Source organism: Mycobacterium sp. SVM_VP21, from assembly GCA_024758765.1.
Lineage (GTDB): Bacteria > Actinomycetota > Actinomycetes > Mycobacteriales > Mycobacteriaceae > Mycobacterium > Mycobacterium heraklionense_C.
Window position 1 is genome coordinate 1,682,661 of record CP101406.1, and the last position, 15,189, is coordinate 1,697,849.

The window sequence follows — 15,189 nt, forward strand, 5'->3', positions numbered from 1 at the left end:
CGGAACGGCCGTCCAGCTACGCAGCTGGCCGTAGATCGTCCGTTAACGAATCGAGACCAACCAAGTCTTCGCAGACAGGAGCCCACTTATGGCGTCAGCATCTCTGGGCGTCTACACGTGCCTCGCGTGTGTCGTGATGCTTACCCTGGCACTCTTCTTGTCCAGCAAGTCCTGATCGGCCGCACTACCTCACGGATGTAGATTCCACTGGCCACAGTCCTGGGCCAGGACGTCGCTGACGTCGACTTCGATCCCGCCGACGATCGGGCCCGGGTTCGAGGCGGTACTCACAATCCGCTGGTAGAGCACCGCCCCGGGGTCGATCTGACCATGTGACCAGGATCGGGTCTGCCAGGCCCACCGCTTGCCGGGTGTGCGTGAGACCCCGATGACCCCGTCTTCGGCCGCCCACTGGCATGGTCTGATGCCGCCATAGATCCCGGTGCGCTGTACGCCGATCACCGAGTTGATTCCCTTAAACCATTGCAGTGCCACGGCGTTCCAGGTGTTGCGGTCGATGTCGTCGTCGACGCTGAAGAAGACCGGCGCACTTTGGCCGCCGCCGGCCGCGGTGTGCAGTTGCCAGGCGGTGCGGGCGTCGGCGACCCCGCCGGGGTACCCCCGGGTAAAGTCCGACGGTGCTGTTCCTCCAGGCTTGCCGTACTGGAAGTTGCTGACGATCACCAGCCCCGCGGCGGTCAATGACTCGGCGTAGGGCCGGGTGATCGGCTTGGCGCCGAAGTTGGAACCGGGCCGCGACGTCGACACGTAGTTGATGACGCCGGCGTGGCCCGCGGCCCGGATGTCCTGCGCGGGAATCTGGCGCATGGCGTAGTCGATCAACGTGGGTGCCGCAGCCGAAGCCGTCGGTGCGCCGAGGGACGCGGCACCCAGGCCGGTGAGAGCGGCGGCGGATGCGAACCGCAGTGCGTCACGTCGGGAAACATGGTTCCGAGGGCGGGAAGTCCGCGGAGAGTCAGGCACGGCCCGATGTTAACAATGTGACTGCTGTTAACGGTGCCGCCCGCGCCGAGAACGCTCAGATGCTTTGCCGCAAACATCGTTGCTTTGCCCGGATTGCGAGTCGTCGACGGATACGATTCGGGGCGTGTCGACGTCCGTCACCAGCACATCGCCGACGACTCCGCGCGCGCCTGGGGCCCCGCTGGTAATCGCGGGCTGGTGCCTCGTTGTGATCTGCTTCGCTGCGACGGTAACGACGGCGTTGAGTACCGGATCGATATCCGCTGTAGCCGAAGCCATCTCAGGTGCCACGCTGGCGCTGTTCGTGTTGCTCCATGCGTTGACGCTCTACAAACCCGCCGGAGCCCTCGCCTACTTCGCCATCGCCGTGACCGTGGGTTTCGGTCTCGAGGCGTGCAGTATCGCGACCGGCTTCCCGTTCGGCTTCTATGTCCATCACTTAGAAGGTCCCCGGGCGCTCGGCGTGCCGTTCACCGTTGTGGCAGCCTGGGTGATTCTGGCCTGGCTGGCGTGGATTCTGGCCCGGGTACTTGTGGGTCAGTGCCGGAATCGCCTCCTGTACGTGATCGTCACGCCCGTCGTCGCCACCCTCGTCGTCGCCGGCTATGACCTGGTGATCGATCCGATCGGGGCCTACGCGCGTCACCTATTCTCCTATCGGTCACCGAGTGGGGTTCTGGGTGTGCCGTTGAGTAACTACACCGGTTGGTTGATCACGGGATGGTTGCTGTTCCAGACGTTTGCCTTGATCGAACGACGGTGGCGACGCGAACCCGCCTCCTCAACCCGATCGGCGCTGTTGATGCCGGCCGTCATCTGGTTCGGCATGGGCCTGCAGGTGAACCTCGGACTGCTCCGTGCCGGCGACGCCACGACGACCATTGCGGGCACGCCCGTCGCACTGGTCGATATCTACGAGACGTGCTCCGAGATGACCTGGTTCATGATGGGCCTGGTGGTGGTCCTCAGCGTGGTCCGATTGGCCGCCGCCGACAGCCGGTACAGCTAGCCGACCACGACGGGACGCGGCATGACGGTCAACTTGACGCCATAGCGCGGCGTGCCAAGGCCGTAGCTGCCGTTGCGGCCGGCGCCACTCGGGGGAATCGGGGGAGGCATGGCGGTCATCGACCGGCTTTCCGGGGCGACGGTCCAGCCGCTACCCGTCCCAGCGACAGGAGCGCCCGTCGGGGTTGCCGCCGCCCAGCTGGGCGGCGTCGACAACGAACCGACCAGGGTGGCCCGGCCCACTCCCGCGGCCACCGGGGAGGTGGTGCCGCCGGCAGCGCGGCCGGCGGTCTCCAGCCCGCCAGTGGCCGTCGACGCCAGGGTCATGCCCGGGGTGGGGCCGAGCCCGCCGCGGGCCAGGGCGGCCGTGCCGCCATCCATACCACGCGCGAGAAACCCGAGCGTGGCCAGCCCGGAAAAGCCCTCGATGTTGCCACCGGGGTCGAAAATGCCGGTTGCGGCGATGGTGTTCCACAACTGGGCATTGACGTTCAAACCCGACCCGTCATCGTGGCCCCACGTTCCGTCGAAGAGGCCGTCGAAGAACTTCGTCCAGTGCCAGTCCGGATCCGTCGGACGCGTGCCCTCGGCCGGCGACGCCAGGCTCCGCAACGCATCGGGCAGCTGGGCGTGGGCATCCGTGGGGTCTACACCGCCGGCGGCCTGCGTGCCTTCGTCTTGATGAGTGGTGTCCGGAGCATCGGCAAACGGGATCAGTTGGGTGGCGGTGGCAGAAGCCGCGGCGTAGCCGTACATCGCCACCGCGTCTTGGGCCCACATCTGTCCGTAGCGCGCTTCGGTCGCTGCGATAGCCGGTGTGTTCTGTCCCAGAGCGTTGGTCTTGATCAATGACGCCAGCAACACGCGGTTGGTCTCGATCGCCGCCGGCGGCACCGTCATGGCGTGGGCCGCGGCGTACGCTTCGGCCGCGGCGTAAGCCTGTGCCGCGGTCTGCTCAGCCTGCTCGGCGGTCACGCTGAGCCACACAAAGTAGGGTTCGGCGGCCGCCGCCATCGCCGATGCGGATGGCCCCCACCAGCCTTGACTGGCCAGGCTCGCCACCAGCCATTCGAACGATGTTGCCGCCGAACGTAATTCCGCGGCCAGTAAATTCCAGGACGACGCGGCGGCCAGCATCGGCCCTGATCCCGCCCCGGCGTACATGCGCGCCGAATTGATCTCTGGTGGTATCGATCCGTAGTCCATTATCCAAAACCCTTTCAGTAGACCGAGATAACGTTTGCGGCATCGGTCGCTGCGTATGACTGTGCGCTGTGCTGCAGGGTTTTGACGAACATCTCGTGCACCACCGCGGCGCGCTTACTGATCACTTGGTACATCTGTGCGTGTCGGGCGAATTGAGCTGCGGTCAGGGCGGAGACCTCGTCGGCGGCGGCGGGAATCACGCCTGTCGTCGGCGCTGCGGCAGCGGCGCTTTGCGCGGCCACCGTATCGCCGACACCACGCAGATCGGCCGCTGTCGCGATGAGGTCTTCGGGCAGTGCGTACACGTAGGACATAGGGGGCTCTCCTTCGAGAGGGCACGACGAATTACGCCGTCACACAAGAACAGTTGCGCGCCGAAGCGGCGCTCGTCCGCGATGCAGACAGCGCTGATCCGGCACAGGCGAACCGATTCAGAGAGTGAAGGCAGCGCCGGGGCGGGGTTCGAACGAAATGGTCGTCGATCTCGGATAAGGACTATCGCTCGGACTCAATGTCGCTCTCACCTCCTCACGGCCAGGGCACACGGGGATGCCATTGCGGTGGGCACAGCGGGACTAACCGAACCAGCGCAGAGTCGGCCGGACGGCACCCCTCTCGACAGAGTTTTGGCACTGCACGGCGTATCCAGTCATATGCCGAAAGCCACTTGGGCTCAACCCTTAAGCCGGGAAGAGCTGTCCTGACCCTGGGCGTCTCTCGACGTTTGAGGTCAGTGGCCTGTATCCGTACAGACGCCTCACCTAGCGAGGTGCGTTCGCGGCCATGGTGGCATCACCGTAGGGGATAGTCAACTCGGATGAGAACGTCTGCGCGGCCAGACAAGTTGCCCGAAATGAAGCATGAGTTGCGAACGCTACTGGTTTCCAACATGATCCACGACAGTAAAAAGTTTGCCCATCCGCAATCGATGTGGTGTAGCTGAGAATGTCAAAGCAACGTCAGGGGTGAACAACTAGAATTACCAACGTATCCCGATGTCAAAGCCTCGACCGGAAGTCCGGACAGCCTCGTAGACCGGGCGATTCGGTAAACCGATCCGGATGGAGCTCCTGCTATTTGTGAAGTGCTCTCGGTCGATCTGAGCGCGCGTCGTTGCCTCAGTAGGGTTCGGGTTTCACCCTTGACCTATGTCGCTCGGATTTACTTAAATGGGCTAGCAGTCACATCACCGGCTACCCGTTGTCGGCGGTCCGCCGCGGACGGGCCACAGCGGGTGAGGAGGAACTTGTGCAGACGTCGGCGTCCGAGGTCTCCGCTCACCCCCACTACGGCGGCCCGCTGCTCGGGTCCGGAAGCCGACTGGAACGCGCCACGCGCGACGCGCTGGACCGGCTGCAGCAGGTATTGACGCTGCACCCGCTGGGCGATGACCGATTCCGGGCGGACAACGAGGCCGGCCGGTTCGGCCGGATCTTCGGCGGCCAGCTCATCGCCCAGGCGATGACAGCAGCCGCGGCCACGGTCCCCGAGCTCACCGCCCATTCCATCCACGCATCGTTTCTGCGTCCTGGCGACTCAGGTGTACCGCTGGAGATCGCCGTCGACCGCACTCGCGACGGGCGCACCATGTCGGCACGGCAGGTCACCATCCAGCAGGGCGGTCGCACCCTCGTGGTGGCGACGGTGTCCTTCGACACCAGCCCGGACAGCACAGATGCCGCCCCCGTGCCGCTGCCCGGACCCGAACCGGAAGCCCTTCCGCTGCTACAGCACTGGGTGCAATACGCCCCGCCATACCTGGCTGGGCGAGGGAGCATCTGGATAGAACGGCCCCCACCCCTGGAAGTTCGCACCGCTGAAGCTCCCGTATTCCTCGGCGGCCCCCAAGCGTCAGGTCCGCGTGCCCATTGGATGCGGTTGCCGCACGGAATCGACGGCGACCCGCAACTGCACGCGGTGCTGCTTGCCTATGCCAGCGACTACCTCCTAGTGGACACCGCGTTTCGTGCCCACCCGCAGCCGGTCGACCATGCCACGCACACTGGCTTGACCCTGGACCACAGCGTGTGGCTGCACCGCCCAGTCCACTTCGATCGATGGCACCTCTACACCCAGCAGACCGTCGCCACGGCCGGGCATCGCGCCCTGGTGCACGGCGCCATGGTGGATGCCACCGGTAGGCATGTGGCCAGCACCGCGCAAGAAGTCCTCGTCCGGCCGATAGCCGAGCCGCCGGGGCGTCAGAAGCCCGAGGGGCAGTAGTGGTCTTGCGTCGAGTGGCGGCTGCACTCGATGGACGTGTAGCCGTCATCACCGGGGGTGGTTCGGGGATCAGCCCGCCCACGACCACTTAGCGACTCCACGCGAAGGAGAGCCGTATGCGGTTCGCGTTCACCTACCCGATCATCACCCATCCATGCGATCCGGAACTGGTCTCGGCGCAAGCGGTGTCCACCGTTGCGCAGGCCGCAGAGGCCGCGGGGTTCGGCGCCATGGGTTTCACGGACCACCCGGCACCGACTCAGCGTTGGCTCGACGCTGGAGGCCACGACAGTCTCGATCCCTTCGTGGCGATGGGATTCGCCGCGGCGCACACCGAAATGATCCGGTTCATCCCGAACGTCGTTGTCTTGCCCTACCGCAACCCGTTCGTGGTGGCGAAATCGGGCGCGACCCTGGATCTGTTGTCGGGCGGAAGGTTCACCTTGACCGTCGGTGTGGGCTACCTCAAGGGCGAATTTGCCGCTTTGGGGGTGGACTTCGATGAGCGCGCCGCACTCGTCGAGGAGAGCCTGGACGTCATCCGAGCCATCTGGACCGGTGACGACGTCTCATTCGAAGGCAGGCATTTTCGCGCCCGCGGAATCACCGCGCATCCGCGACCGGTCAGCAGTCCCCATCCGCCGATCTGGGTCGGCGGAAACACGGGCAAAGCACGTAAGCGGGTGGCGGAGCGGGGTGATGGCTGGGCGCCGTTCCCGGCTCCGCCCGGCCTGGCCAGCGCCGCCCGCACCGCCGAGATGAATTCGGTCGAAGCCCTGGCAGCTGGCATCGACGACCTGAAACGGCGCTGCGACGGGGCTGGCCGTGACTGGGCCGCCATCGACATCTGCTTCTCGAACCTCGTCGGCGGCCGTCCCGGCTACGACGACTTCGATCCCGGCGTCTACCTGGATGGCCTGGGCAGGCTCGCCGAAGCCGGCGTGACCTGGGTACAGGTCCCCGTTCCCGGCGACAGCCTCAGCCATACGGTGGAGTCCCTGGGCCACTTCGGCGAATCGGTGATCGCGAAGTTCTAGCGGCCGGCCGTCTCCAGCACGGTTCGGGTCAATGATCGAACCAGCTCGGTCACCCGACGTGGCGGGGGTTTACCCGCGAGGAGGTACCGCCGTATCGCCGCCAGCGGCAGATCGAGCATCGCGAAGGCGGCCTGGTCGCGCGGCAGGCCGGTCTGTTTCGCCACCACCTGGAGTGCCCGCGCGATCTGGTGTTGGGTCGCGGAGTCCAGGTCGTTCAACGCGCTGCGTGCGGCCTCCGGCCACTCGTCGGGACTGAAGGCCCGCACCCCGGCCTGCAGCACGAGTGCTTCGTCCAGGTGGTCGCGGCACCAGTCGACCACCCAGGCTGCCGCAGTCACGACTCCTTCGACGGTCGGAGGATCGTCGAGGACGTCGAAGTAGGCCTGCTGGAACTTGCGCGACGTCCGCAACCACAGCGCGGCGAGCAGAGCGGCGCGTTCGGGGAAGCGGTGGTAGATGGACCCGTTCGACGCCCCGAGGTGCTGGGTGACCGACGTCATCGTGAGTCCGCGTTCGCCGCTTGCGGCGAACAACGCCGCCGCCGCATCCAGGAAGTCGTCTTCGGAGTGGACCGCCGCTCTACCCATAACTAGAGAATATCCTCTACTATCGTTTCTAGATGACAGTCTCTAGAAAAAGTTTGGTGGTGTCCACATGGACCTCGCAACGGCTCAGCGGGTTCTCGACGCGCAACCCTTCAACCGAGTGGTCGGGGCACGCCTCGAAGCTTTCGCGGACGGCAACGCCATCCTCGCAATCGATATCGCAGACCAGCATCGCCAGCAGTTCGGATTTGTCCACGGCGGAGTGATGGCCTACGCGGCCGACAACGCACTGACGTTTGCGGCCGGATCGGTCCTCGGCCCGAACGTTCTGACCGGCGGCATGACCGTCAATTACCTGCGGCCGGCCCGCGACGGCGTGCTGCGCGCCCACGCGGCCGTCGCCAGGGGATCGGCCCGCCAAGCCGTATGCACCGTAGAGATCTTCGTGACGGCGAGCGAGGACACCGCACCGACATTGTGTGCTATCGCGCAGGGCTGGGTGGTTCAGACCGATTCGCCGAAGAAGGCGGACTCCGCACCGGCGGACGGCGTCCGTGGAACTGTCGCTGCGCTCTACAGTGCATTCGCCGCCGCCGACGGTGCCGCGCTGGCGGATCTACTGCACCCGCAGTTCGTCGGTCGAGTCAGCTCCGGCATGCCGCTCGGAGCCGGCGGCCCGGTTGAGGGACCCGAGCAGATGCTGCTCGGCGTCTGGGGAGCCACCTTCGCCGAATACGACACCGCGCCACAGCCGGACGAGGTAGTCGTGGTCGGACCGGATCGCGCCATCGTGTTCGGTTACTACCGGGGACGCAGCCGCAGCACGGATCAAAACTTCGAGGCAGCGTTCACGCACGACATCACCGTGCGCGACGGCAAAGTCGCCTCGCTGATCCAGATCACCGACACCAAGCCCTGGCATGACGCGCTCGTTTAGCGGCGCTTAGTGACTGTCGTTTGGGCCGTCCGCCCGCCGAGACGCGGCTAGGCTCCCCGTTGTGACGCGTTCCGCTTCGCGGCGCGACGTGCTGAGGTATGCCGCGTTACTCGGCCCGGCGCTGGCCCTGCCCGGCGCCCTCGGGGCGACGGTCGGCGCTCCGCGGGCCGGCGCGAACGGGCTGCAGGTCATCGATTTCGCCCACCGGTTGGTCTCGCCCGACCAGATCAAGGCCGCCGGATTCGACGGGGCGTTGGTCTACGTCTCCGAGCTGCGGCCGGGCGCGACCTTCGATTTCAAACCCGTCACCCGCGACTATGCCGACGGGTTGCGCGCCGCCGGCCTGCAGGTCGCCAGCTGCTACCAGTTCGGCAAACCGGGTTGGACGCAGTCGCCGTCGGACTTCACCCGGGGCTACGACGGCGGCGTGGCCGATGCGCAGACGGCGCTGCGGCTGCATACCGCGGCCGGGGGGCCGCCGTCAGCGCCGATCTACTTCAGTGTCGACGAGGACATCGACGCCACAACATGGAAGAACGTCGCGGTCCACTGGTTCCGCGGGATCAACTCCGTACTGGGCGTCGACCGTACCGGAATCTATGGCGGCGCCCGCCCATGCACCTGGGCGATCAACGAGGGTGTGATCGGAAAGTCGACCACCCCGGGTCACCGGTGGGCGTGGCAGACCCGGGCATGGTCGCACGGAGACCGCGAACCGGCAGCCGTACTCTTCCAACGAGAAATCGTCACCGCGACCGAGCCGGGTTTCGTCATCGACGGCGCGCATGTGGACGTCAACGACGTCCTTGCCGCGGACTTCGGTCAGTGGGACCTCGCCCGACAACAGGGGGAACTTTCGTGATCGGCACATCCTGGGACGCGCCACGAGTGGCCCGGTGGTCCGGCATCCTGGGCGTCGTCCTGCCCGCGACCACATTGCTGGCCTACCCGATCTGGTCTTTCCCGGGGACCCGAACGCAGTCGATTGACGTGGCTCGGTGGGCCGCAGCCCACCACGACCGGCTGGTCGTGACGATGGCGCTCAACACCGTCGGCGTCACGCTCTGGTTCGTCTTCGGTGCCGCGGTGTGGACGTACATTCGGGATCGCGTTCCCATGAAATCGATCCTTCCGACCTGCTTCGCCGCGGGCTTCATCGGATGTGTGACCCTGCTGCTGAGCGGGTTCACTGCCTTTGACCTCCTGCTGTATCGGCGCCGCAGTGCCGACGCGGCGTCACTGCTCTACGACCTGACGTTCGGGCTGCTGGCCATGTCGGGGATGCCACTGGTGGTAGCCCTGGGCGCATTCGTGATCGCGGTCTATGCCCGCCAGACGTTGCCCGCATACTCAGGTCACCTGGCACTTGCTGCCGCGGTGGTGCATCCGGTGCTGCTCCTGACGTTCGTCTTCCGCAGTGGTCCGCTGTCGCTGGAGGGCTACTCGATCACCGCAATGCCGGCATTCTTGTTCGCCTGGATCCTGGGGACGGCGCTGGCGATGCCACGCTCCGGCGATAGCCCGCCCTCGGGCACGCCGTCAGCGCAGCGTCGCGGGTCCGGCGTGCGTATCACCTCGCCAGGGCGCTAACAGCAGTTCGCAGGCGCGCCGCATGTCGCGTTCGGCCTGCGCAGGCGTCGTTTCACCCATCACCGCCCAGGACAAGATGCCGTAGGCGCACTGCTCCACCAGCAGCGCCAGCTGGGCGTCGCGCGATGCCGGCCGAGAAATCCCTGCGACGGCCAAGATGTTGGCACGAAGGTCGAAGTCCCCGGTCGCCGCTGATTCCGAACGCCGGGCATTGACCGAGGTAATCATGGCGCGAGCCAGCCGCGGGCGCGCGAGCATCGATCGGCAGATGCCGACCATGAGATCGGTGACGTCGGCTACCGGACATCCCCTCGGCGGGTGCGACGGACCGACGGTCTGGGTGTAGTGCAACAACAAGGCGCTGAACAAGTGATGCTTGGTGGGGTAGTAGCGATAGAGGGTCGCGATCGATACCGCCGATTGGTCGGCCACATCCTGCATCCGGACAGCCTCCAGGCCGTCGCGCGCACCGAGCCGGGCAGCGGTGGCAAGAATGCGCTCGCAGCGTCGGCGTTGCGCCGGCGTGCTGGGAATTGCGGCGTCGCGCTCAACCGGCGGGCGGGGCATCAGCGGCTCGGGGTGCGGTTCGGAGCAGCTTCTGCATCAGCCGATGCGAGGCGAGCACGGCTTCGGCGCGATCTGCGGTGGCGCGCAGGGCAGGACTGTCGGCGTGCGCCGAGATGACGTGCACCGGCCCGCGGGAGAGCTGGTCGAGCCCTTCGCGGGCGACCTCGGCCGGATCGGATACTCGCAATCCCGGCACGTCGAAGTTGAGGCCGGCCCGTGCCATGGCCGGCGTCCTGGTCACGCCGAGCACCAACTCCAAGACGTGCACGTTGTAGTGGCGCAACTCCAGCCAAAGGCCCTCGGCGTAGATCCGGCTGAACGCCTTCGTCGCCCCGTAAACGGTCTGCCGGGCCGAACCGAGATACCCGGTCAGCGACCCGACCAGCAGCAGACCACCGCGCCGCCGACCGCGCATCGCCCGCCCGAAATGGTGGATCAGCGCCAGCGGCGTCCGTACGTTCAGGTCGAGCACCCGCTCGAAGGCAGCTAGATCGCCGTCGAGGAACTCCGCGCTGTGAGTGTTGGCGCCCGCGTTGTAGATCAGCAACCCGACTTCGATGTCCGACGTCGCCTCGCTGATCCGCGTGACGGCATCCGCGGCAGTCAGATCCAGAGCGAGCACCCGGACGTCAACTCCGCGCGCCCGGCACCGATCCGCGATGTCGCGCAATGGCTCTGACTTGCGACCGATCAGGACCAGATTGATACCGGCCTCGGCCAGCTGGAACGCGAACTCGGCGCCGACACCTTCCGAGCCGCCGGCGACCACAGCCCAGGGGCCGTATTGCTGCGCCCACTCGGGTCGATCACCGCTGGACAAGAGATGCCTCCATAACTAAAATTCATTCTAGTTTCACTCCGATGAGGCTACCTCACTCTCGCGGCGCAACGAAAGGCGTAGAGCCCTTGCAGTACAACGGTCCCCGGGTTCGGTCCCGCTGATGCGGCTCGGTTTGGCCACGCCGGTTGTCATCCAGGTCCCCGGCACCGCGTCGAGCTGGGAGGCCGAGGGCAGTGTCGAAGACATCGGCCAGATCGCCTCGACCGCCGACGAACTTGGCTTTGCCTACCTCACCTGCTCGGAACATGTCGCGGTTCCCGCCGAGGCTGCGGCCGGTCGTGGAACGACGTATTGGGATCCGTTGGCCACCTTGTCATTTCTGGCCGCCCGCACCCATTCGATTCGATTGGTGACCTCGGTTGTGGTGCTGGGCTATCACCATCCGCTGGAGCTTGCCAAACGCTACGGAACCCTGGACCGGCTTAGCGGTGGTCGGCTGACCCTGGGCGTCGGAGTCGGGTCGCTGCGGGAGGAGTTCGACCTGCTCGGCTGCGCGTGGGACGACCGCGGCGCCCGGGCCGATGACGCGATGCGGGCGTTGCGGGCGTCGTTGTCGACCACCCGCCCCGCCTATCACGGCACCTTCTACCGATTCGACTCGATGGTCGTGCAGCCGTGCGCGGTACAACCGCGGGTGCCGATCTGGGTGGGGGGACGCACCCGCCGCTCGCTTCGACGCGCGGTTGACCTGGGCGACGGCTGGACACCGTTCGGCCTCACCATCGACGAGCTGACGAAATATCTTGGCTCCGTGGATCTCCCGGACAGGTTCGCAGTCGTCTTGTCGACGCCGCCGCTGGACCCGATCGACGCCCCGCAGCAGGCCCTCGATCGGATCGGCAGGCTCGCTGACATCGGTGCCACAGACGCCAGCTGCGTGATCGCGGCGCGCTCTTCGGCGCACTTCTGTGACCAGCTGATCGCATTGGCCGAGCTGGCCGGCCTGTCGCGTCGGGAGGGCCGATGATCGAGCAACGGCTGGCCGAACTGGAGCGGCGCCTACAACAGATCGAGGACGAGCGCGCCATCGAGCGGCTGATCGCGTCCTACGGCCCACTGGTGGACGCCGGCGACCCCGAATCCACCGCAGCGCTGTGGCAACACGATGGCATCTACGACGTCGAGAACTGGCTGATGAACGGCCGCGAGGAGATTGCGGCGATGGTGCGCTCTCGTGGTCACCAGGACCTGATCGGTCGGGGATGTACGCACTTTCTGGGGCCGGCGGTGGTCACCGTGCACGGTGACGAGGCGGTCGCCGTGTGTGAGTCGACGCTGTTGGTCAAACAGGGCAACCAGTTTCGCGTCGCGCGCGGCGGCGCCAATTATTTTCACCTCAAGCGGGTCGCCGGCTCGCCCGGTCAGTGGCAGATCGTCAGGCGGATCACCCGGCTCCTCGACGGTGCCGAGGAGGGTCGCGCGCTGTTGGTGGACGGCATCGCTGGGCGCATCCGCTAGGCAGCTCGCGGTGTATTAGCCGAGGCGGCGGGAGTCGGGCCGGACAGTGCGGCGGTTAGACTGCGCGGCAAAGCGTCTATCCGCCGGTACGGCAGGGGAGATTGATGGATCTGCGGTGGTCGGAGGAAGATCGGGCGTTTCAAGCGGAGGTTCGGGATTTTCTCGACCAGAAACTGACCCCGGAGCTACGTCGCGCGGGCCGGCTGATGACCAGTGTCTACGCCGATCACGAGGCCAGCATGGCGTGGCAGGCGATTCTGCACGAGCGGGGTTGGGCGGCGCCCGCGTGGCCGGTGGAGCACGGCGGCTGTGACTGGAGCCTGACTCAGCACTACATCTTCAGTCGCGAGTCGACGCTTGCCGGTGCACCGTCGTTGTCGCCGATGGGAATCCGGATGGTCGCGCACGCGATCGTCCGCTACGGCACGGACGCACAGAAGGATTACTTCTTGCCCCGGATTCTCACCGGCGAGGTGTTCTTCTGTCAGGGGTACTCCGAGCCCGAGGCCGGATCGGATCTGGCGGCGCTGTCGATGGCGGCCACGGTCGACGCAGACGACCTGGTCTGCACCGGCAGCAAGATCTGGACCACCCACGCCGGCGAGGCGAACTGGATGTTCGCCCTGGTGCGCACCGCCCGGACTGCCAAGAAGCAGCAGGGCATCACGTTCTTGCTGATCGACATGACCTCGCCCGGCATCGAGATCCGGCCGCTGGTGATGACCTCCGGTGAAGAGATCCAGAACCAGGTGTTCTTCGACGAGGTGCGGGTCCCCAAGACCAATGTCATCGGAGAGATCGACAACGGCTGGACGGTCGCGAAATATCTGCTCGAATTCGAGCGCGGCGGTGGCGCGGTGGCGCCGGGCCTGCAGGTGGTGGCCGAGGAGATCGCCACGGCGGCCAAGAACCAGCCGGGACCGGGCGGTGGCCAGCTCACCGACGACGACGCCTTCATGCGCAAGCTGGCGGACGCGCGGATTCGCGCCGAAGTATTGGAGATCCTGGAATACCAGGTGCTTGCCGCCGTCGCCGAGGGACGCAACCCCGGTGCCTCGTCGTCGATGCTCAAGATCTTGGGCACCGAGCTGAGCCAGGAGCTGACCGCCCTGGCGTTGGAGGCGGCCGGCCCGCGCGGACGCATCTATCAGCCGCATGTCACCGCTCCCGGGGGACCGATCGCCGACTACCAGCCGCCCACCGACGGATATGCGTCTGGCGAACCGTGGCAGGCGGTGGCTCCACTGCGCTACTTCAATGACCGGGCCGGTTCGATCTACGCCGGTAGCAACGAAATTCAGCGGAATATTCTGGCCAAAGCGGCATTGGGGCTCTAATGGACTTCAACGTGAACAATGAGCAGCAGATGCTGCGTGACGGCATCACCAAGTTCCTCGCCGCACGCTACGATCTCGAGACGAGCCGCGCCGCAGCCAAGACCGGCGTCGGTTGGCAGCCCGAGATCTGGCGTGCCTTCGCCGGCGAACTGGGCATTCTGGGCGCGACGCTCCCCGAAGAATTCGACGGAATAGGCGGCGGCGCAGTCGAACTCATGATCATCACCGAAGCGCTCGGGCATGCGCTGGTGATCGAACCGTATGTCGACACCGTCGTCGTTGCCGGCGGTCTGCTGCGCCGCTCCGGCAACCCGGTGGCCGCCGGCGTGCTCAAGGAGCTCGTGGCCGGTACCGCGGTCGCCGCATTGGCTGCCGCAGAACCGGGTTCGGCCGACCGGTGGCAGGATGCGGTGACCCTGGCGCGCCCCGATGGGGACGGCTGGGTGCTGAACGGCTCGAAGATCATGGCCGTCGCGGCACCTCTGGCAACGCACGTGTTGGTCACCGCCCGCATCGAGGGTGAAGACGGAATATCGTTGTTCCTCACCGAGGCCGACGCTGCCGGAATCACCCTGCATCCGTATCGCACCATCGACGACCGGAGCGCGGCTGACGTCACCTTCACCGATCTGCGGCTTGGCGCCGACGCCCTGCTGGGTGAGCGCGGCGGGGCGTGGCCGTCATTGGCGCAGGCCCGAGACGAGGGCGCCGCGGCGATCTGCTCCGAGGCGGTCGGCTGCATGCGGAAAGTCTTGGCGGACACCGTCGAATACTGCAAGCAGCGTCAGCAGTTCGGGCAGCCCATCGGCAGCTTCCAGGCTCTGCAACACCGGATGGTCGACATGTTCATGGAGGTTGAGCAGTCGGCCGCGGCGGTCTACCTGGCGATCCTCAACCTCGAGGCCGACGAGGCCACCCGCGCCCGCGCGGTGTCGGCCGGCAAGGCCACCATCGGCCGGGCCGCCCGACTCGTCGGCCAAGAGGCGGTGCAACTGCACGGCGGTATGGGCATGACCGAAGAGTTGGCGATCGGCCACTACTTCAAGCGGCTCACCGCAATTCAATACGAGTTCGGAACCACCGACTCCCACATCGCCCGCTACGCCGAGCTCACGAAGGCGTAGGACGACTACTTCCGCAAGTGCTGCGGGCAGTAAGCATTGGCGGAGGCGGCCGCGAACTGCGCGGCGGCGTCCATGGGTAGCCCGGGATTGTCGGCCGTGAGTTGTTTGACGACCTGCAATCCCGTCTCGCCATTGTTAGCCATGCTGCAGACGGCATGGCCGGCCACAATGGCCTGATCGCTACTGGCGAAGGTGAGCCCGGCTGCCCTTACGGCAGTTAGGAAGGCGGCGTCGCCGCCGCCATCGCCGTCACCGGGATCCGCGTACGCCGGCGCGGCGCACCCGATGGCGGCGACAACGCCCAAGACCGATAGCACTCTGCGCATGTCGTT

Annotated in this window: 17 protein-coding genes and 1 riboswitch; of the genes, 10 read left to right on the top strand and 7 right to left on the bottom strand. The window is 66.3% G+C overall.

All coding sequences use genetic code 11. From position 1 onward, the window contains the following. Nucleotides 1–189 precede the first annotated feature (189 nt). Entirely contained in the window at nt 190–984 is a 795-nt protein-coding gene (locus NM962_08040) for a DUF1906 domain-containing protein (protein ID UVO13992.1), read from the bottom strand. A gap of 124 nt (nt 985–1,108) precedes the next feature. On the opposite strand from NM962_08040, the gene NM962_08045 reads away from it, so the two are divergent. After that, entirely contained in the window at nt 1,109–1,993 is an 885-nt protein-coding gene (locus NM962_08045; protein ID UVO13993.1) for a carotenoid biosynthesis protein, read from the top strand. Here NM962_08045 and NM962_08050 read toward each other — a convergent pair. Together NM962_08050 and NM962_08055 are read right to left on the bottom strand one after the other, a co-directional pair. Then, nucleotides 1,990–3,129, bottom strand: a complete 1,140-nt coding sequence (locus NM962_08050; GenBank protein UVO14612.1) for a PPE family protein — start codon at nt 3,127–3,129, stop codon at nt 1,990–1,992. The two genes, NM962_08045 and NM962_08050, sit on opposite strands and share 4 nt — an antisense overlap. An 83-nt stretch (nt 3,130–3,212) precedes the next feature. Further along, nucleotides 3,213–3,512: a PE family protein gene (locus NM962_08055; protein ID UVO13994.1), complete on the bottom strand. Its 300-nt coding sequence runs from the start codon at nt 3,510–3,512 to the stop codon at nt 3,213–3,215. A 289-nt stretch (nt 3,513–3,801) separates the two neighbouring features. Next, nucleotides 3,802–3,974: riboswitch (M-box (ykoK) riboswitch) on the bottom strand. Nucleotides 3,975–4,446: 472 nt separating this feature from the next. On the opposite strand from NM962_08055, the gene NM962_08060 reads away from it, so the two are divergent. Both NM962_08060 and NM962_08065 read left to right on the top strand, forming a co-directional pair. After that, nucleotides 4,447–5,421 (top strand): thioesterase family protein, encoded by a 975-nt coding sequence (locus tag NM962_08060; GenBank protein UVO13995.1) that lies wholly within the window; start codon nt 4,447–4,449, stop codon nt 5,419–5,421. A gap of 116 nt (nt 5,422–5,537) precedes the next feature. After that, nucleotides 5,538–6,458: an LLM class F420-dependent oxidoreductase gene (locus NM962_08065; GenBank protein ID UVO13996.1), complete on the top strand. Its 921-nt coding sequence runs from the start codon at nt 5,538–5,540 to the stop codon at nt 6,456–6,458. Here the strand turns inward: NM962_08065 and NM962_08070 are convergent. Next, the gene (locus tag NM962_08070; protein UVO13997.1) at nt 6,455–7,045 is read right to left on the bottom strand and encodes a TetR/AcrR family transcriptional regulator; all 591 of its coding nucleotides are present in this window, start codon (nt 7,043–7,045) and stop codon (nt 6,455–6,457) included. The genes NM962_08065 and NM962_08070 overlap by 4 nt on opposite strands. Nucleotides 7,046–7,112: 67 nt before the next feature. Between NM962_08070 and NM962_08075 the strand changes: the two genes are divergently transcribed. The 3 genes from NM962_08075 to NM962_08085 all read left to right on the top strand — a co-directional run bounded on the left by NM962_08075 (nt 7,113) and on the right by NM962_08085 (nt 9,530). Further along, nucleotides 7,113–7,940 carry a hotdog fold thioesterase gene (locus NM962_08075; GenBank protein ID UVO13998.1) on the top strand — a complete coding sequence of 276 codons (828 nt, stop codon included), beginning with the start codon at nt 7,113–7,115 and terminating at the stop codon, nt 7,938–7,940. 61 nt (nt 7,941–8,001) lie between these two features. Beyond that, complete coding sequence (locus NM962_08080; protein UVO13999.1) at nt 8,002–8,802, top strand: DUF1906 domain-containing protein; 801 nt, start codon at nt 8,002–8,004, stop codon at nt 8,800–8,802. Continuing rightward, entirely contained in the window at nt 8,799–9,530 is a 732-nt protein-coding gene (locus NM962_08085) for a hypothetical protein (GenBank protein UVO14000.1), read from the top strand. The genes NM962_08080 and NM962_08085 overlap by 4 nt, the downstream gene beginning before the upstream one ends. On the opposite strand, the gene NM962_08090 is transcribed toward NM962_08085, so the two are convergent. Further along, nucleotides 9,480–10,097, bottom strand: a complete 618-nt coding sequence (locus NM962_08090) for a TetR family transcriptional regulator (protein UVO14001.1) — start codon at nt 10,095–10,097, stop codon at nt 9,480–9,482. The two genes, NM962_08085 and NM962_08090, sit on opposite strands and share 51 nt — an antisense overlap. After that, complete coding sequence (locus NM962_08095) at nt 10,078–10,917, bottom strand: SDR family NAD(P)-dependent oxidoreductase (protein ID UVO14002.1); 840 nt, start codon at nt 10,915–10,917, stop codon at nt 10,078–10,080. Before NM962_08095 ends, NM962_08090 begins: the two co-directional genes overlap by 20 nt. 121 nt (nt 10,918–11,038) lie before the next feature. Here NM962_08095 and NM962_08100 point away from each other — a divergent pair, with 121 nt between their 5' ends. The 4 genes from NM962_08100 to NM962_08115 all read left to right on the top strand — a co-directional run bounded on the left by NM962_08100 (nt 11,039) and on the right by NM962_08115 (nt 14,857). Then, nucleotides 11,039–11,905, top strand: a complete 867-nt coding sequence (locus NM962_08100) for an LLM class F420-dependent oxidoreductase (GenBank protein UVO14003.1) — start codon at nt 11,039–11,041, stop codon at nt 11,903–11,905. Then, nucleotides 11,902–12,396 (top strand): nuclear transport factor 2 family protein, encoded by a 495-nt coding sequence (locus tag NM962_08105; protein ID UVO14004.1) that lies wholly within the window; start codon nt 11,902–11,904, stop codon nt 12,394–12,396. Before NM962_08100 ends, NM962_08105 begins: the two co-directional genes overlap by 4 nt. A 104-nt stretch (nt 12,397–12,500) precedes the next feature. Next, a complete protein-coding gene (locus NM962_08110) occupies nt 12,501–13,733 on the top strand; it encodes an acyl-CoA dehydrogenase family protein (protein UVO14005.1) in 1,233 nt (410 codons plus the stop codon). Continuing rightward, nucleotides 13,733–14,857, top strand: a complete 1,125-nt coding sequence (locus tag NM962_08115; GenBank protein UVO14006.1) for an acyl-CoA dehydrogenase family protein — start codon at nt 13,733–13,735, stop codon at nt 14,855–14,857. The genes NM962_08110 and NM962_08115 overlap by 1 nt, the downstream gene beginning before the upstream one ends. Nucleotides 14,858–14,862: 5 nt before the next feature. Here NM962_08115 and NM962_08120 read toward each other — a convergent pair whose 3' ends face one another. Beyond that, entirely contained in the window at nt 14,863–15,183 is a 321-nt protein-coding gene (locus NM962_08120; GenBank protein ID UVO14007.1) for a DUF732 domain-containing protein, read from the bottom strand. Between the last annotated feature and the right edge of the window lie 6 nt (nt 15,184–15,189).